The sequence below is a fragment of the uncultured Schumannella sp. genome, assembly GCF_905479755.1.
Lineage (GTDB): Bacteria > Actinomycetota > Actinomycetes > Actinomycetales > Microbacteriaceae > DCRR01.
On record NZ_CAJQNT010000019.1, the window covers coordinates 25,918 to 41,403 of the forward strand.

Here is a 15,486-nt window from a genome sequence, read left to right on the forward strand (position 1 = left end):
CGACCTAGCCGAACGCCTCGACCACGGGTCGGAACTTGAGCCGCGTCTCGGCCAGCTCATGCTCCGGGTCGGAGCCGGCGACGATCCCGGCGCCCGCGAAGGCGCGGATGTCGCCCTCCTCGCTGACCTCCGCGGAACGCAGCGCGACCGCCCACTTGCCGTCGCCGGCCGCGTCGACCCAGCCGACCGGCCCGCCGTAGAGGCCGCGGTCGGACGGCTCCAGCTCGTGGATGAGCTCGAGCGCGGCGCTGCGCGGGGTCCCCGCGACGGCGGCCGTCGGGTGCAGCTCGGCCACGAGGTCGAGGCTTGTGGACCCGTCGCTCAGGGTGCCCTCGACGTCGCTGGCCAGGTGCCAGAGGTTCGGCAGCTTCAGCGCGTACGGCATCTCGCTCGCCGCGATGTGCGGGGCATGCGGCGCGAGCGCCTGGACGACGCTGCGCACCGCATAGCCGTGCTCGTCGAGATCCTTCGTCGAGGTCGCCAGCCGCACGGCGGCCGCGTGGTCGGCGTCGGCGTCCGCCCCGCGACCGATGCTGCCAGCCAGCACGCGCGCACTGACCGTGCCGCGCTTGACCCGCACGAGCGTCTCGGGGCTGGAGCCGAGGAACCGGTCGACCGCGAACGTCCAGGTGTCGGGGTAGCTCAGCGCAAGATGCATCAGCACCCGGCGGAGGTCGGCAGTCTGCGGGAGGTGCCCGACCATGTCGCGCGCCAGGACGACCTTGTGCAGGCTGCCCTCGTCGATCCGGGCGACCGCCTGGCGGACGGCGGCCGCGTAGGCGTCGCCGTCGAGTCGGCCCGGATGCAGACGCAGCCGGTATTCGGGCCCGAGCGGCTCGGCCGTGACCGCATCGCCGGCCCCGTCGATGCGGGTCACCCAGCTCACGCCGCCGCGACGGCCGAGGATCACGCGGGGCACGATCAGCACGCTCGCGCGCTCCGAGTCGTCGGCGAAGCCGAATGCGCCGAAGGCGATCAGGCCGCTGCCGGAGCGCTGCACCGGGTCGTCGATCGTGGCGGCGGCGACGATGCGGCGCCAAGTCTCGGCGGCCTCACGCACCCGGTCGGGCCCGCGGAACTCGAGGCGCAGCGCCTCGCCCAGACCGGCGACGCCCTCGCCGCGACGCACGAACAGCAGAGGGTGCTGGGCATCGAGGAGGGGCAGCAGTGAACCGAAGGGTTCGACCGCGCGGGTCTCGACTGTCAACGCAGGGATCTGCGACCGAAGTTCCGTCACCTCCCTAGCCTAGATCGCGCACGGCAACCATGCGGGCGGCCTTACTAGGATGGGTTCCCGTGAACAGAGCCGACATGGACAAGGCCCCGGACGACGTCGCCGGGATGTTCACCGAGGTCGCAGCCCGCTACGACGTCACCAACACGGTGCTCTCGGCGGGCAATGCGGCCCTCTGGCGGATGGCGACCGTTCGCGCGGTCTCGCCGCAGCCGCGGGAGCGCATCCTCGATGTGGCTGCCGGGACCGGCACGTCGTCGGCCGCGCTCGCTCGGCGCGGTGCCACGGTCGTCGCCGTCGACTTCTCGCCGGGCATGGTCGAGGTGGGCCGCACGAAGCACCCCAAGATCGAGTTCGTCGAGGCGAACGCCGAGCGCCTGCCGTTCGGCGACAACGAGTTCGACGCGGTCACGATCAGCTTCGGCCTGCGCAACGTCGAGCACCCGAAGGTGGCGCTCGCCGAGATGTATCGGGTGCTGAAGCCCGGCGGTCGTCTCGTGATCTGCGAGTTCTCGCGGCCGCCGCAGGTGCTCGTGCGCGCCGGCTACCACGCCTACCTCAAGCACGTGATGCCGCTGGTGGCTCGAGCCTCGAGCTCGAACCCGGAGGCCTACGACTACCTCGCCGAGTCGATCGAGGCCTGGCCGGACCAGGGAACGCTGAGCCAGTGGATCCGCGGCGTCGGATTCACGCGGGTGGCGCACCGCAATCTGACCAGCGGCGTCGTGGCGCTGCACCGCGGGCGGAAGCCGGAAGACGCGGCCATCCGGGCGACGACGGCGAAGCGCCGTGCCACGCGCCAGCGGCGCTCGACGACTGAGCCCGCGGCGTGAGCCCGCACGAGACGAGCGGTGCCGACGTGACTCCGAACCCCCCGCTGGCCCGGCGGAGCAATACCCTGAGCTCCTCTTTGGGGCTGGGTGAGAAGCTGTTCGCCTCCAGTGAGGAGCGGCGCTTCGCGGCGGCCATCGAGGCGGGGCTCGACCGCGTCGAGGCGGGACTCGTCACCGACACGGCCTTTGCCGACGACATCGCCGACGCGGCGGGCCGTTACCTGTTGGAGGCCGGTGGCAAGCGCATCCGCCCCACCCTCGCGCTGTTGACCGCGCAGCTCGGCGACGGCGTGAATGACGACGTGATCGCGGCGGCTGAGGCGGTCGAGATCACCCACCTCGCCTCGCTGTACCACGACGACGTGATGGATGATGCGGAACTGCGGCGCGGGGTCCCCACCGCGCAGAACGTGTGGGGCAACTCGGTCGCGATCCTCACCGGCGATCTGCTGTTCGCGCGCGCCAGCCGGATCTTCGCGGGTCTGGGCGAACGCGCCCTCGAGCTGCAGGCCGAGACTTTCGAGCGGCTGTGCCTCGGCCAGCTGCACGAGACGATCGGCCCGAAGCCGGAAGACGACCCGATCGAGCACTACCTGCAGGTGCTCTCGGACAAGACCGGATCGCTCATCGCGCTCGCCGCCTACGTCGGGGTGGTCTTCTCGAACGCCGCGAGCGAGTACCGCGAGCCGGTGCAGCGCTTCGGCGAGAGCATCGGCGTGGCCTTCCAGCTGATCGACGATGTCATCGACCTCTCGGCGTCCACCGCCGAGACCGGCAAGACGGCGGGCACCGACCTGCGCGCCGGCGTGCCGACGCTGCCGTTGCTCTACCTGCGCGAGCGGGCCGCATCCGAGCCGGATGCGGCCGCGCTGCTGGCGCGCATCGAACAGGATGTCGACGCGGCGATTCCCGAGCTGCGCGAGCACCAGGTGACTCGCGATACGCTCACGGAGGCCCACCGTTGGGCCGCCATCGCGGTCGACGCGCTGGCCCCGCTGCCCGACGGCCCGGTGAAGAAGGCGCTCACGCGCTTCGCCGAGGCCATCGTCGAGCGCTCGCACTAGGAACTGCTCTCGCGAGCGCCCCGAAAGGAACACCCGTGAAGCTTCGTCTCGCCATCGTCGGTGCCGGCCCGGCCGGAATCTACGCCGCCGACATCCTGCTCAAGCACGAGCGGAGCTTCGACGTGTCGATCGACCTGTTCGACCAGCTCCCCGCGCCCTACGGTCTGGTCCGCTATGGCGTCGCCCCCGACCACCCGCGCATCAAGGGCATCATCAACGCATTGCGCGACGTGCTCGACCGCGGCGACATTCGCATCTTCGGCAACGTGCGCTTCGGCGAGGATCTCACCCTCGACGACCTGCAGAACCACTACCACGCGGTGATCTTCTCGACCGGGGCGGTGCGGGATGCGGAGCTGCGCATTCCCGGAATCGAGCTGCCCGGCAGCTATGGCGCCGCCGACTTCGTGAGCTGGTACGACGGCCACCCCGACTACCCGCGCGAGTGGCCGCTCGAGGCCGAGTCGATCGCGGTCGTCGGCAACGGCAACGTCGCACTCGACGTCGCGCGCATGCTCGTGAAGCACCCCGAGGATCTGCTGCCGACCGAGATTCCGACGAACGTCTACGAAGGCCTGCAGACGAGTCCCGTCACCGACGTGCACGTGTTCGGTCGTCGCGGCCCGATGCAGGTGAAGTTCACCCCGCTCGAGCTGCGCGAGCTCGGCGAGCTGCGCGACGTCGACATGATCGTGCACGAGGAGGACTTCGACTACGACGAGGCCTCGAAGGCGGCGATCGAGAGCAACAAGCAGGTGCTCGTCATCGACCGCGTCTTCACGCAGTGGCGGGCGCGCGAGGTGGGCCAGGCGAGCCGTCGCCTGCACTTCCACTTCTACGCCAAGCCGTTGGAGGTCGTCGCCGGCGAGGACGGCTGTGTGGGCGCGTTCCGCTACGAGCGCACCGAGCCCGATGGCCACGGTGGCGTGCGCGGCACGGGAGAGATCCGCGAGGTCCCGGTGCAGGCGGCCTACCGCGCGATCGGCTACTTCGGGTCGCCGCTGGAGGGCATCCCGTTCGACGCCCAGCGCGGCGTCATCCCGAACCACGAGGGACGCGTGCTGCGCACCGACGCCTCGAGCCCCGACCAGGCCAACGAGGTCATGCCGGGCGTCTACGCGACCGGGTGGATCAAGCGCGGACCGGTGGGACTGATCGGCCACACCAAGTCGGATGCGATGGAGACTATTTCGCACCTGGTCAAGGACCAGTCCAACTGGTGGTCGCCCGCCGAACCGGGCGAGCAGGCCGTCGTCGATCTGCTCGAATCGCGCGGCGTCGAGTACACCGATCTCGAGGGCTGGCACCGCCTCGACCAGCACGAAATGGCGCTCGGCGAGCCGGAGGGCCGCGTGCGCATCAAGGTCGTGCCGCGCGACGAGATGGTGCGCGTCTCGCGCGGGGACGCCTAGGCCGACGTCGTGTCCGCCGCCGAGTTCGTTCTCTTCGTGCTCGGGGCGGCTGTTGCGGGGGCGGCATTCGGAGCTGGCATCGGGGGCCCGCTCGCGACGCGCGTGGCGCGCGACGAGCGAGGCGCGCGGGGGTGGCGCCACCCGGCCGCCGGGGCCGCGGTCGGCGCGCTTGCATTCGCCGCGGTGGCCGCAGCGACCGGTTTCGCTCCCATGCTGATGCCGGCTCTCGCGTTCGCGGCGACCGCGACGGTGCTGACGATGACGGATGCCGCTGAGCGGCGCATCCCCCATGTCGTTCTGGGGCCAGCGCTTGCGATCGTCGCCGGCCTTCTCGTCGTCGCGACGCTGCTTGACGGCGAGCCGGAGCGACTTCTCGGGGCGCTTCTTGGGGCCCTCGCGTACTTCGTGCTGCTTTTCCTCATTGCGCTTGCGGCGCCGCGCGGGATGGGCATGGGCGACGTCAAACTGGCGCTTTTGACCGGCATGATTCTCGGGTCGGGCGGGGTGACCGCGTGGCTGGTCGGAGTCGTCGCGGCCACTGTTTTCGGGGGAATCGTGGCCGTGGGAGCGCTCGCGCTGCGGCGGGTGGACCTGTCGGGCTCGGTCCCGTTCGGCCCCGCCATGCTCGCCGGAGCGATCGCCGGCCTCGCCGTCGCGGGGTGACCGGGCAGACCGGTCTGACTTCTTGTGCTCGCAAAAACGCGAGCGTACCTTGACCATTCCCAGGTTGCTCTTCGGTTTCCCGTCTCGCGCCACCTGGCCGAGACGGGTCGCTCGAGGGGTCACACCACACGCGTTCTCCCCCATAAGGACATCTCATGAACACCTTCCTTACCCGCGTTTCCTCCTCCGTTCGCTCCCTCGCGTCACGCGATGACGGCAACGCCGCCGAGTACGGGCTCATCGTCGGACTCGTCTCGGTCGCCATCATTGGTGCGCTGATCGCGCTCGGACTGGCGCTCTCGGGCACCTTCGGCGACATCACCGGCGCTCTGTGATCCGCTCGGTCCCGACGGTCTGAGGGGGCCGACTCGACGAAGCCGTCTGGTCGGCCCCGTCACTCCACGACCATGCGCCGTGATCCCGAACGGGGCGCAGCAGCCGTTGAATTCGCGCTGATCCTCCCCGTCCTCCTCGTGCTCGTCCTGGGGATGTTTGAGTTCTCCCGGGCTTTTCATACGCAGATCGCTGTCACCAACGCGGCCCGTGAGGGCGCACGCGTGATGGCGATTCACGACGACCCCGCGAAGGCGTCCAGCGCCGCGATCGCGGCAGCCCCGACGCTCGATCCCGCGATCGGTGCCGGTCAGGTCTCGATCTCGCCCGCCTCGTGCGCGGCGAACCCCGGGGGCACGGTCAGCTTCGCCATCAGCTACGACCTCGCCCTCATGACCGGATTCTTCGGAGTCTCGATCCCGATCCACGGAGTTGGGGTGATGCTATGCGGCGGCTGATTGCGCGCCTGACCCGGGACGACACCGGTGCCAGCGCCATCTTGATCGGTCTGTTGATGATTCCGCTCCTCGGCGGACTCGCCATTTCGGTCGATGTCGGCATGCTCTACTCGGAGCGAGCCCAGTTGCAGAACGGTGCCGACGCGGCCGCGCTCGCCGTGGGCGCAGATTGCGCCGACGCGGGCGGATGCAGCCAATCGGTCTCGATTGCGAACCAGTTCGCCGACCTGAACACGGTTGACGGCAGCGCGTTCGCGTTCAACCCGACCTTCCCGACCTCCACGAGCGCCACGGTCGTCGCGCGGACCGAGCAGGCGGACGGGGGGATCGGGGTCCGGCATCCCTTCGCCCAGTTCCTCGGGTTCACCGAGACCACGGTGACCGCGGAGGCCACGGTCGAGTGGGGGTCGCCGCGCGCGGGCTACGTTCTGCCCCTCGCGCTGTCCTACTGCGAATTCGAGAACGCTGACCTCGAGGTGCGGACTCTCATCCAGTACGACACCAATAAGCCGTGCAAGGGGCCCATCGGCCAGCCGATCGCCGGCGGCTTCGGATGGCTGGACCAGTTGCCGGACCGCTGCGAGGCCTTCGTCGACCTCGACGACCCGCTCGTCGGCAGCGACCCCGGAAACGATCCGCCGAAGAACTGCGAGGACCTGTTCCAGACCTTGGAGGGCACGACCGTGCTGATCCCGGTCTACGACTGCAGCTACGCCGCGAACAAGCCCGGTGACTGCTCCAACGGTGTCAACGGCCAGAAGGGCGTGTACCGGATCTGGGCCTTCGCCGCGTTCTACGTCACCGGCTGGAAGTTCAGCGGGAACGGCAACGGCATCATGCACAACCCCGACCCGCTTGCTCCGGCGTGCACGGGCAACTGCCGTGGCATCCAGGGCTACTTCCAGGAGTGGGTCGAGGTCGGCGGCGACTGGGAGCTGGGTGGGCCCGGACTCGCGGTCACCGTCGTCCGATTGATCAACTAACCCGAGGGGCGCTGCTGACTCATGAGAATTCGCATCATCGGTGGAATCATCGCCGTCCTGCTGGCCGCCGTCGGCGCCTTCGCCGTCATCCTTTATGTGCAGGATGCCGACCGTCGCGCCGCGGCGGGAGCGGAGTTCGTTGATGTCTATGTCGTGCAGGAACTCGTGCCGAGCGGCACCGCGGGAAGCGAGCTGGCGGAATTCGTCAGCCTCACGAGCCTTCCCGCGCTCGCGGTGAGCACCGACCGCGTGCGCACCCTCGAGGACGTCTCGGCGCTCGTGGCGACGGCCGACCTTCTGCCCGGAGACCAGCTCGTGCAGGCGAGATTCGCGAGCCCCGAGGTGCTCGCCGCCCGCGGCGACGTGGCCATCCCGGACGGCATGCAAGAGGTGACGATCGCCTTCCCGCTCGAACGGGTGGTCGGCGGCAGCATCGTGGCCGGCTCCACGGTGGGTGTTGTTGTCACCTCGACGGATGCGGACGGCTCCACCACCCAGTTCGTCTTCCACAAGGTCCTGGTCACGCGGACGCAGCCCGGCGACAGCATCTCGGCGAGCGCGGACGAGGCCGACAGTGGTCCGGTCTCCACGATCATGGTGACCCTGGCGGTGACCACGCGGCAGGTGGAGAAGCTCGTCTGGGCGGCCGAGTTGTGGGCCGACAACCGCGCCGGGATCTGGTTGACGCTTCAGCCGGAGTCGGCGAGCGAATCGGGGTCAGCCGCGGTCACCGAGGGCAGCATCTTCCCGTGAGCCGCTACTTCCTCGTCACGCGCAGTGCCGACTTCGGGGAGCGACTGCACCAGTTGCTCGGGAGTCGGCTGACGAGTGTGGCCGGGGAGCAGCTGGCACGGGGAGTCGGCGGGGTCGCCGAGCAGGCCTCGCCGCGTCACAGCGTCGCGCTGCTCGGCCCCGCGGTGTCGTTTCAGGAGACGCGCGAACTGACGGGGGCGCTCACCGAACGCTATCCCGGGATCGGCCTGGTCATCGTGCACGAGGGGACCGCCGAGCTCGAGGATTGGGTCGATGATCTCGGGATCCACGCCGTGCTCGATCCGCGCTCCGACGACCCGACGATCACGCAGCTGCTCGATCGCCTGGACACCTGGTGGGCCGCCGTCCGCGGCGAGGCGTTCGTCGACGCGGAGTCCGAACCCGCACCCGGGGTCGCCTCGGGCGAGGTCGTCGAGACGGATGCCGAGGAGGGAGCGCTCGAGCCCGCGTTGCCGGAACCGATCGCGGAGTCGGCGCGCCGAGCGGTGGTCGCCGTGGTCGCCCCCAAGGGCGGACAGGGCAAGACGACGATGGCGATCAACCTGGCGACGGCGCTCGCGGAGGTGGCTCCGAACTCGGTGGTCCTCGTCGATGCGGATCTGCAGTTCGGCGATATCGCCAACAGCCTCGAGCTGCCCGTCAATCGCACGGTCAGCGAGATCGTGGAGCGGCTCGGCGACGAGATGGCGATCAAGACCGCGATCGTCCGGCATCCGGACGGGTTTTTCGTGATTCCCGCGCCCGTCAGCCCCGAACTCGCCGATGCCGTTCGGCCGGCCCAGGTGTCACGGCTCGTGCAGGAGCTGGCGGCGATCTTCCGGTATGTCGTCATCGACACGACGCCGGGGCTCGGCGAGAACTCGCTCGCCGTGGTGGAGGCCGCCACGGACCTCGTGCTCGTCTCCACGTTGAGCGTGCCGAGCTTGCGGGCGCTGCACAGCGAGCTCGCCGTCTTGGCGTCGATCGAGCTGCTTCCCGCCCGCCGCTACATCGTGCTCAATCAGGTGGATCGAGTCAGCGGCCTCACCGTCTCCGACGCCGAGACGATCCTGGGCGCGTCGGTCGAGGTGACGGTCCCGCGTTCGCCCGCCGTTGTTCTCGCCAGCAATCGGGGCCGACCGCTGTTGCGCGACGACAGCCGTGACGCCGCCGCGCAGGCGATCCGCGATCTCGCCGCCCGCATCGATCTCGCCGTCGTCGTCTCGCGGCGCCGCACGCACAGGAGGTTTCGCTCGTGAACCTGAATGAACGACTCGAGGCCGCTCGGGCCCGTCACCGCCGCTCCGATGCCGAGGAGTTGGTCGCCAAGCGCGTGGCGACGCCGCCCCCCGCGGCGCCGCTGTCCGAGGCGACCGCGTCCGAGCCGGCCGTGCCCGAGCCGACCGTGCCCGACGTTGCGCTCGCGACGACGGAGGCGCCCGAGGTGACGGTGACCCGGACTCCCGCGTCGGGGGTCCGCGTGCCGGAACCGGAGGCCGAGGAGCGGCCCGCCGCCCCGCCACCCGCGGCCCGCGCACTCGATCCGCTCGCCGACCTGAAGGAGCACGCGGCCCAGGAATTGTTCGTGCGCATCGGCGCGCGACTCAACGATCCCTCGCTCACGGAGGAGGGCCTGCACGAACTCGCTCGCGCCGAACTGAGTCGCATCGTCGCGGCTGAGCCCGTCGCGCTCTCGGTCGCCGAACGCAATCGACTCCTCGACGAGATCGGAGCCGACGTGCTCGGCTACGGCCCCCTGGAGGGCCTGCTGGAGGACGAGACGATCACCGAGATCATGGTCAATCGCTTCGACCAGATCTACGTCGAACGCGAGGGTCGCATTGTCGAGCTTCCGGCGCGGTTCTCCAGCGAAGCCCAGCTGCGCCGGGTCATCGAACGCGTCGTCTCGCGCGTCGGGCGCCGCATCGACGAGTCCTCGCCGCTCGTCGACGCTCGGCTCGAAGACGGATCGCGCGTCAACGCCATCATCCCGCCGCTCGCGGTCAACGGGGCCTCGCTCACGGTGCGCAAGTTCTCCCGCGTTCCCCTCACGGCGGCCGACCTCGTCGCGTTCGGCACGATGTCCGAGGGGATGCGCGACGTCCTCGACGCCGCCGTCCGGGGCCGCCTCAACATCCTGGTCTCCGGGGGAACCGGAACCGGAAAGACGACCCTGCTGAACGTCCTCTCGGCGTTCATCCCCTCCGACGAACGGATCATCACGATCGAGGATGCGGTGGAGCTGCAGCTCCAGCAGGAGCACGTGGTGCGGCTGGAGTCGAGGCCGCCCAACATCGAAGGTCGCGGCGAGGTGACGATCCGTGATCTCGTCAGGAACTCGTTGCGAATGCGGCCCGATCGGATCGTGATCGGCGAGGTGCGCGGCGGCGAGAGCCTCGACATGCTGCAGGCGATGAACACCGGTCACGAGGGCTCGATCTCGACCATCCACGCGAACTCGCCGCGCGACGCGATCTCACGGATGGAGACGCTCGTGCTGATGGCGGGAATGGATCTTCCCCTTCGCGCCGTTCGCGAGCAGATCGCGTCGTCTCTGGATCTCATCGTGCAGATCGCCCGCATGAAGGACGGGCAGCGCCGCGTCACCCACGTCACCGAAGTTCAGGGCATGGAGGGCGAGGTCATCACGCTTCAGGATGCGTTCTTGTTCGACTACGACGCCGGGATCGACGACGACGGCAAGTTCCTCGGCCACGCGGTGGCGACCGGGATCCGTCCTCGGTTCGTTGAGCACCTGCACGATGTCGGCATCCGTCTGGACCCGTCGCTGTTCGGCGACCTCGCCACGGCACCGAGGAGGGCACGATGACTCCCGGGGTGCTGTTCGGCGGCATCGTCCTGGTCGCCTTCGCTCTGCTCGCGATCGTGTTCTTCGTGATCGCGCCGCCGACGCCGCGGGTGCCGATCGAGCGGCGCATCGAGCCGGGAACGCGGCACGTTCCCGCGCTCACCCGAGCAACCGACCTCACCGTGGCGGCGATCGAGGCGACCTTCCGCGGGCGTCGCGGCGTGTTCTCGGCCGACGAGCTGGAGTTGGCCGGGGTCAAGGCGAGCCCGTCCGCCTTTCTGTTGCGGGTGTTCATCGCGGCGGCGGTGCTCGCCCTGCTCGGCGTGCTGCTCGGGTTCGATTCGTTCTGGTCGATTCCGCTCGCCCTCGGTTTCGCGCTCACGGCGCCGATCGGAGCCAAGGTGATTCTGAGCGTGCTCACGTCGCGCCGCTGTGCGCGTTTCGCCGATCAGCTCGACGACACCCTTCAGCTGCTCGCGGGCAACCTCCGCGCGGGCTACGGATTGGTGCAGAGCCTGGATGCGGTCGCCCGCGACGCGGAGGAGCCGACCGCATCCGAGTTCGCCCGTGTCGTCAACGAAACCCGGATCGGCCGCGAGCTCGGCAACGCGTTGGAGGACTCCGCTCGCCGCATGCGCAGTGACGACTTCGTCTGGGTGGCGCAGGCGATCGCGATCAACCGCGAAACCGGCGGCAATCTCGCCGAGGTGCTGCACCAGGTGGCGGCGACCATCCGCGAGCGCAGCCAGATCCGCCGGCAGGTCGTGGCGCTGAGCGCCGAGGGTCGGCTCTCGGGTCTGGTGCTGATCGCGCTGCCCTTCGTCGTGTTCGCGGCCGTCCTTCTCATCCAGCCCGCCTACTTCGCGATCTTCTTCACCTCGGTCGTGGGTGTGATCGCGCTCGTCGCCGCCGTGCTCCTGCTCGGTGTCGGCGCCGCCTGGATGTCGGCCGTCACCCGGGTGAAGTTCTAGGAGTCGTCATGCCGATCGAAATCATTCTGGGAGCCGTCGCCCTCGCCGTGGGGGTCGTCGGAGTTTTGTTCTTCGTGTTCTTGGCGGTTCCGGTCGGTGCGCCGACCGTGCACGAGCTTCCGCCGGAGCGCCCGAGGGGGCCGAACGCGGCCGCGTCGACTCCCGGCGCGCGGTCGGCGCGGCTGGTGCGCCGCGTCCCGAGCGGGTACATCGGGTGGATCGAACGCCAGATCGTGTACGCGGGTCGGCAGTCCGATTGGACGGCGGGCGGATTCCTGGTGATCAAGCTGGTCGTCTCGGCGGGTGCCGTGGTGCTCGCCGGCCTGTGGATCGCCGTCGACCCTCAACAGCCGCTTCGCGTCGTTCCTGCGTTGGTGATGCTCGCGCTCGCCCTGGTCGCCCCGGAGGTGATCCTGAACAGCCGCGCCGACGATCGCCAGACCGCGATCCGCCTCGCGCTTCCGGACACGCTCGACCAGATGACGATCGCCGTGGAGGCGGGACTCGGGTTCGATGCCGCGATGGCGAAGGCGGCGCACAACGGCTCGGGGCCGCTCGCCGAAGAACTGATTCGCGTCATCCAGGACATGAGCATCGGGCAGTCGCGACGGGATGCCTACCGGGCACTGGAGCGTCGAACCTCGAGCGAGGATCTGCGCCGTTTCATTCGCGCGGTGGTGCAGGCGGATGCCTACGGAATCGCGATCGCCGACGTGCTGCGCGTGCAGGCGGGGGAGATGCGCGTCAAACGGCGGCAGCGCGCCGAGGAGCTGGCCATGAAGGTCCCGGTGAAGATCGTGTTCCCGCTCGTGCTGTGCATCCTGCCGGTGCTGTTCATCGTGATTCTGACGCCAGCCGTGATCGGGATCTTCTCCGCATTCAGCGGCCTCTGACCGGTTCCTACTGCAGCGCCGCCGTCAGACGCACGACGTTGTCGACGGCTTGTTTCGCGAACGGCCGCGACAGCCACTCGTCGAGGGTGAGCTCGCGCGAGTGCGCGCGGTATTCGTCTTCGATGTCGCGCAACCGCGCCAGGAAGTCGCCGCCGCGCACCATGATCGACAGTTCCAGGTCGAGCGTGAACGAGCGCATGTCCATGTTGCTCGAGCCGATGATCGAAATCTCGTCGTCGATCGTGATGTGCTTGGCGTGCAGGATGGTGGGCGCGCGATACATGAAGATCCGCACCCCCGCGCGCAGGAGCGCCTCGTAGTAGCTGCGCTGCGCGTGGAACACCAGGAACTGGTCGCCGATCTCGGAGACGAACAGTTCGACATGGATGCCGCTCTGCGCGGCGGTCGTGATCGCGTAGAGCATCGAGTCGTCGGGCACGAAGTAGGGGCTCGTGAGGATGATCTTCTCGGTGGCGGCGTAGACGAGCGAGTTGAACAGCCGCAGGTTGTTCTCGCCCTCGAAGCCGGGTCCGCTCGGCACCACCTGGCAGTCGAGGTCGCCGTCGCTGGCGAGTCGAGCCGGATCGACGTTGCGGGTCAGGAGTTCGTCGGTCTCCGAGTACCAGTCGGTGACGAAGATCGCGTCGATGCCCGCGACGACCGGTCCCTCGAATCGCACCATGAAGTCTTTCCAGACCAGGCCCCGGCGCGCGTTCCGCTTCCGCTGGTATCCGGGGTCGATGACGTTCGCCGAGCCGGTGAAGGCGACGGTGCCGTCGACCACGACGAGCTTGCGGTGGTTCCGCAGGTCGGGGCGCTGGATGCGCCCGCGCAGCGGCTGGAAGGGCAGCAGCAGGTGCCAGTCGGCCCCCATCTCGTTGAGGCGCTTCTTCGTGCGTCGGAATCCCGGGTACTGCCAGTTGCCGAGGTGGTCGAGCAGCACCCGCACGGCGACCCCGCGGCGGAGGGCGGCGTCGAGCGCGTCGAAGAACGGCGCCGTCGTGGCATCCAGCGACAGGATGTAGAACTCGACGTGCACGGAGCGCTGGGCGGCGTTGATCGCTGCGGTCATCGCGGCGAGCGCCTCGGCGTTGTCGGAGTAGAGCTCGGCGCTGTTCCCGCCGACGAGCGGCATCGCGCCGAGGCTGCGGTTCAGCTCGACGACCGGTTCGAGCCACGTCGGGTCGCTGTCGTGCGGCGTGACGCGGTCGATGCCTTCCGTGGTGGCGTGGAGGTACCCGTTGATTTCGCTCTGCTTGCGGCGGCGCTCGCGCGGGAGCTTCGCCGAGCCGAGCATCAGGAACAACAGGATGCCGAGGTAGGGCAGGAAGAAGATCGCAAGCAACCAGGCCGCCGCCGTCTGCGGGCGTCGGTTGCGTGGCACGAAGATGAGCGAGAGCACGCGCACCGCGACGTCGATGGCCAGGGCGAGACCCAGGATGATCAGCGTGACGAGTGCGACTTCGGGAGTTTCCGCCTCGGGGTCCATGCTCAGCTCATCGCGTGGTGGCGCCCGCTCAGCGCATGTTCACGAACTGCAGGGCGACGTCGAGGTCTTTGCCCTTCAGCAGCGCGATGACCGCCTGCAGGTCGTCACGGCTCTTCGACTGCACGCGCAGCTCGTCGCCCTGAATCTGGCTCTTCACCGACTTGGGGCCTTCGTCGCGGATGATCTTGGAGATCTTCTTGGCGTCGTCGCTCGAGATCCCCTCCTTCATCTTCGCTTCGATGCGGTACTCCTTGCCGCTCGCGAACGGCTCGCCCGCGTCGAGCGAGCGCAACGAGATGCCGCGCTTGATGAGCTTCTGCTCGAAGACGTCGAGCACCGCCTTGACGCGCTCTTCGGAGTTCGCCTTCATCAGGATCTTCTCGCCGCTGAACTCGAGCGAGGCGCCCACGTTCTTGAAGTCGTAGCGCTGCGCGATTTCCTTCTGCGCTTGGCTGAGGGCGTTCTGCGTCTCCATCGTGTCGACCTTGCTGACGATGTCGAATGAGGAATCTGCCATGTCCCCATGCTAGAACGAGCGGATGCGTGAATCGGGGAGGCTGCTGACCGTCGGGGTGATCGGGGTCCTGCTTCTGTCGGGCTGCGCCGCCGTCGACGAGGTGCTGGATGCCGCGACCGTGGAGCCCGCGCCGAGTTGGGTGCCGCCGGTTGTGGCCCCGGACGCCGCGGCCGAACGGGGCTCCGGGATCGCGGGCCGGGTGGACGCCGACTGGCTGGCGACGGTGAGCGCGGAGACGGGAATCCCCGAACGGCAGCTGGCCGCCTACGCCGGCGTCACGCTGTGGAAGAACCAGACGATGCCGGAGTGCGTGTTCTCGTGGCCGACGATCGCCGCGATCGCGGCGGTCGAGAGCGACCACGGCCGACATGGCGGCTCGAGTGTGGCCGATGACGGGCAGGTCTCGCCGCCGATCATCGGCATCGCCCTCGAGGGCGGCGACACCGATCTCATTCCGGACAGCGACGGCGGTGAGCTCGACGGCGACACCGAGTTCGACCGCGCGGTGGGGCCGTTTCAGCTGATCCCGCAGACCTGGCGCAATTGGCACGTGGATGCCAACGGCGACGGCGTCGAGGACCCGCAGAACATCGACGACGCCGCGATGGCGGCCGTGAACTATCTGTGCCGCGCGAGCGCTCCGCAAGACACCGAGGCGGGCTGGCGGGCCGCGATCACCGCCTACAACTCGGCGCCGAGCTACATCGACGCGGTGGCGCGCGCGGCCGCGAGCTACGCCGAGGCGGTCGCCGCACTGGAGTGAGAGCGGCGCGGTCGTAGAAGGCTCCCGGACCTTGTATCCTTGTCAGGCGCGTCCGGTCGGTGAATACACCGGAAGGGCGCAGCCCGGCGAGTTACCCAAGCGGCCAAAGGGATCTGACTGTAAATCAGACTGCTCTGCATTCGGGGGTTCGAATCCCTCACTCGCCACCACTGTGATGTCTCACGACATCGTGGACGGGCGAACCCCCATTTTCGGGGTTCGCCCGTTTTTCATTCTTTGGCTTGGTAGCCCTTGTTCGGGTTGATGATGTGCTCAGCGATGACTTCTCCGTCGGGGGTGATCGTGGTGGC

Annotated in this window: 16 protein-coding genes and 1 tRNA gene; 14 read left to right on the top strand and 3 right to left on the bottom strand. The window is 69.0% G+C overall.

From position 1 onward, the window contains the following. Positions 1 to 4: 4 nt before the first annotated feature. On the bottom strand, positions 5 to 1,237 hold the full coding sequence (locus tag QZ258_RS05580; protein WP_294179697.1) for an isochorismate synthase MenF: 1,233 nt from the start codon (positions 1,235 to 1,237) through the stop codon (positions 5 to 7). A gap of 59 nt (positions 1,238 to 1,296) precedes the next feature. Here QZ258_RS05580 and ubiE point away from each other — a divergent pair, with 59 nt between their 5' ends. The 12 genes from ubiE (at position 1,297) to QZ258_RS05640 (ending at position 12,406) form a co-directional block, all read left to right on the top strand. Continuing rightward, the gene (ubiE, locus tag QZ258_RS05585) at positions 1,297 to 2,067 is read left to right on the top strand and encodes a bifunctional demethylmenaquinone methyltransferase/2-methoxy-6-polyprenyl-1,4-benzoquinol methylase UbiE (protein WP_294179698.1); all 771 of its coding nucleotides are present in this window, start codon (positions 1,297 to 1,299) and stop codon (positions 2,065 to 2,067) included. 26 nt (positions 2,068 to 2,093) lie between these two features. Further along, complete coding sequence (locus tag QZ258_RS05590; RefSeq protein ID WP_294179699.1) at positions 2,094 to 3,131, top strand: polyprenyl synthetase family protein; 1,038 nt, start codon at positions 2,094 to 2,096, stop codon at positions 3,129 to 3,131. A 35-nt stretch (positions 3,132 to 3,166) separates the two neighbouring features. After that, complete coding sequence (locus QZ258_RS05595) at positions 3,167 to 4,543, top strand: FAD-dependent oxidoreductase (protein ID WP_294179700.1); 1,377 nt, start codon at positions 3,167 to 3,169, stop codon at positions 4,541 to 4,543. 9 nt (positions 4,544 to 4,552) lie between these two features. Beyond that, a complete protein-coding gene (locus QZ258_RS05600; protein ID WP_294179701.1) occupies positions 4,553 to 5,206 on the top strand; it encodes a prepilin peptidase in 654 nt (217 codons plus the stop codon). A 155-nt stretch (positions 5,207 to 5,361) separates the two neighbouring features. Beyond that, positions 5,362 to 5,541, top strand: a complete 180-nt coding sequence (locus QZ258_RS05605) for a Flp family type IVb pilin (RefSeq protein ID WP_294179702.1) — start codon at positions 5,362 to 5,364, stop codon at positions 5,539 to 5,541. 72 nt (positions 5,542 to 5,613) lie between these two features. After that, positions 5,614 to 5,997: a TadE family protein gene (locus QZ258_RS05610; protein ID WP_294179703.1), complete on the top strand. Its 384-nt coding sequence runs from the start codon at positions 5,614 to 5,616 to the stop codon at positions 5,995 to 5,997. Continuing rightward, positions 5,985 to 6,980 carry a pilus assembly protein TadG-related protein gene (locus tag QZ258_RS05615; protein WP_294179704.1) on the top strand — a complete coding sequence of 332 codons (996 nt, stop codon included), beginning with the start codon at positions 5,985 to 5,987 and terminating at the stop codon, positions 6,978 to 6,980. Before QZ258_RS05610 ends, QZ258_RS05615 begins: the two co-directional genes overlap by 13 nt. Positions 6,981 to 7,001: 21 nt before the next feature. Beyond that, entirely contained in the window at positions 7,002 to 7,733 is a 732-nt protein-coding gene (locus QZ258_RS05620; RefSeq protein WP_294179705.1) for a Flp pilus assembly protein CpaB, read from the top strand. Then, a complete protein-coding gene (locus tag QZ258_RS05625) occupies positions 7,730 to 8,992 on the top strand; it encodes an AAA family ATPase (RefSeq protein ID WP_294179706.1) in 1,263 nt (420 codons plus the stop codon). Before QZ258_RS05620 ends, QZ258_RS05625 begins: the two co-directional genes overlap by 4 nt. Beyond that, entirely contained in the window at positions 8,989 to 10,563 is a 1,575-nt protein-coding gene (locus QZ258_RS05630) for a CpaF family protein (RefSeq protein WP_294179707.1), read from the top strand. The genes QZ258_RS05625 and QZ258_RS05630 overlap by 4 nt, the downstream gene beginning before the upstream one ends. Beyond that, positions 10,560 to 11,513: a type II secretion system F family protein gene (locus QZ258_RS05635; protein ID WP_294179708.1), complete on the top strand. Its 954-nt coding sequence runs from the start codon at positions 10,560 to 10,562 to the stop codon at positions 11,511 to 11,513. Before QZ258_RS05630 ends, QZ258_RS05635 begins: the two co-directional genes overlap by 4 nt. 8 nt (positions 11,514 to 11,521) lie before the next feature. Next, the gene (locus tag QZ258_RS05640) at positions 11,522 to 12,406 is read left to right on the top strand and encodes a type II secretion system F family protein (RefSeq protein WP_294179709.1); all 885 of its coding nucleotides are present in this window, start codon (positions 11,522 to 11,524) and stop codon (positions 12,404 to 12,406) included. A gap of 7 nt (positions 12,407 to 12,413) precedes the next feature. On the opposite strand, the gene cls is transcribed toward QZ258_RS05640, so the two are convergent. Continuing rightward, the gene (cls, locus tag QZ258_RS05645; protein WP_294179710.1) at positions 12,414 to 13,895 is read right to left on the bottom strand and encodes a cardiolipin synthase; all 1,482 of its coding nucleotides are present in this window, start codon (positions 13,893 to 13,895) and stop codon (positions 12,414 to 12,416) included. Between the two features lie 28 nt (positions 13,896 to 13,923). Continuing rightward, positions 13,924 to 14,412 carry a YajQ family cyclic di-GMP-binding protein gene (locus QZ258_RS05650; protein WP_294179711.1) on the bottom strand — a complete coding sequence of 163 codons (489 nt, stop codon included), beginning with the start codon at positions 14,410 to 14,412 and terminating at the stop codon, positions 13,924 to 13,926. A gap of 22 nt (positions 14,413 to 14,434) precedes the next feature. Here QZ258_RS05650 and QZ258_RS05655 point away from each other — a divergent pair, with 22 nt between their 5' ends. Then, on the top strand, positions 14,435 to 15,175 hold the full coding sequence (locus QZ258_RS05655) for a lytic transglycosylase domain-containing protein (protein ID WP_294179712.1): 741 nt from the start codon (positions 14,435 to 14,437) through the stop codon (positions 15,173 to 15,175). An 85-nt stretch (positions 15,176 to 15,260) separates the two neighbouring features. Continuing rightward, positions 15,261 to 15,345 (top strand) — tRNA-Tyr (locus tag QZ258_RS05660). Positions 15,346 to 15,486 lie beyond the last annotated feature (141 nt).

Excerpts from the sequence above, each read along its gene's own strand:
- QZ258_RS05620 (WP_294179705.1), top strand. The coding sequence starts at position 7,002 with ATGAGAATTCGCATCATCGGTGGAATCATCGCCGTCCTGCTGGCCGCC.
- QZ258_RS05605 (WP_294179702.1), top strand. The coding sequence starts at position 5,362 with ATGAACACCTTCCTTACCCGCGTTTCCTCCTCCGTTCGCTCCCTCGCG.
- QZ258_RS05655 (WP_294179712.1), top strand. The coding sequence starts at position 14,435 with ATGCGTGAATCGGGGAGGCTGCTGACCGTCGGGGTGATCGGGGTCCTG.
- QZ258_RS05650 (WP_294179711.1), bottom strand. The coding sequence starts at position 14,412 with ATGGCAGATTCCTCATTCGACATCGTCAGCAAGGTCGACACGATGGAG.
- QZ258_RS05615 (WP_294179704.1), top strand. The coding sequence starts at position 5,985 with ATGCGGCGGCTGATTGCGCGCCTGACCCGGGACGACACCGGTGCCAGC.
- QZ258_RS05610 (WP_294179703.1), top strand. The coding sequence starts at position 5,614 with ATGCGCCGTGATCCCGAACGGGGCGCAGCAGCCGTTGAATTCGCGCTG.
- QZ258_RS05640 (WP_294179709.1), top strand. The coding sequence starts at position 11,522 with ATGCCGATCGAAATCATTCTGGGAGCCGTCGCCCTCGCCGTGGGGGTC.
- cls (WP_294179710.1), bottom strand. The coding sequence starts at position 13,895 with ATGGACCCCGAGGCGGAAACTCCCGAAGTCGCACTCGTCACGCTGATC.
- QZ258_RS05635 (WP_294179708.1), top strand. The coding sequence starts at position 10,560 with ATGACTCCCGGGGTGCTGTTCGGCGGCATCGTCCTGGTCGCCTTCGCT.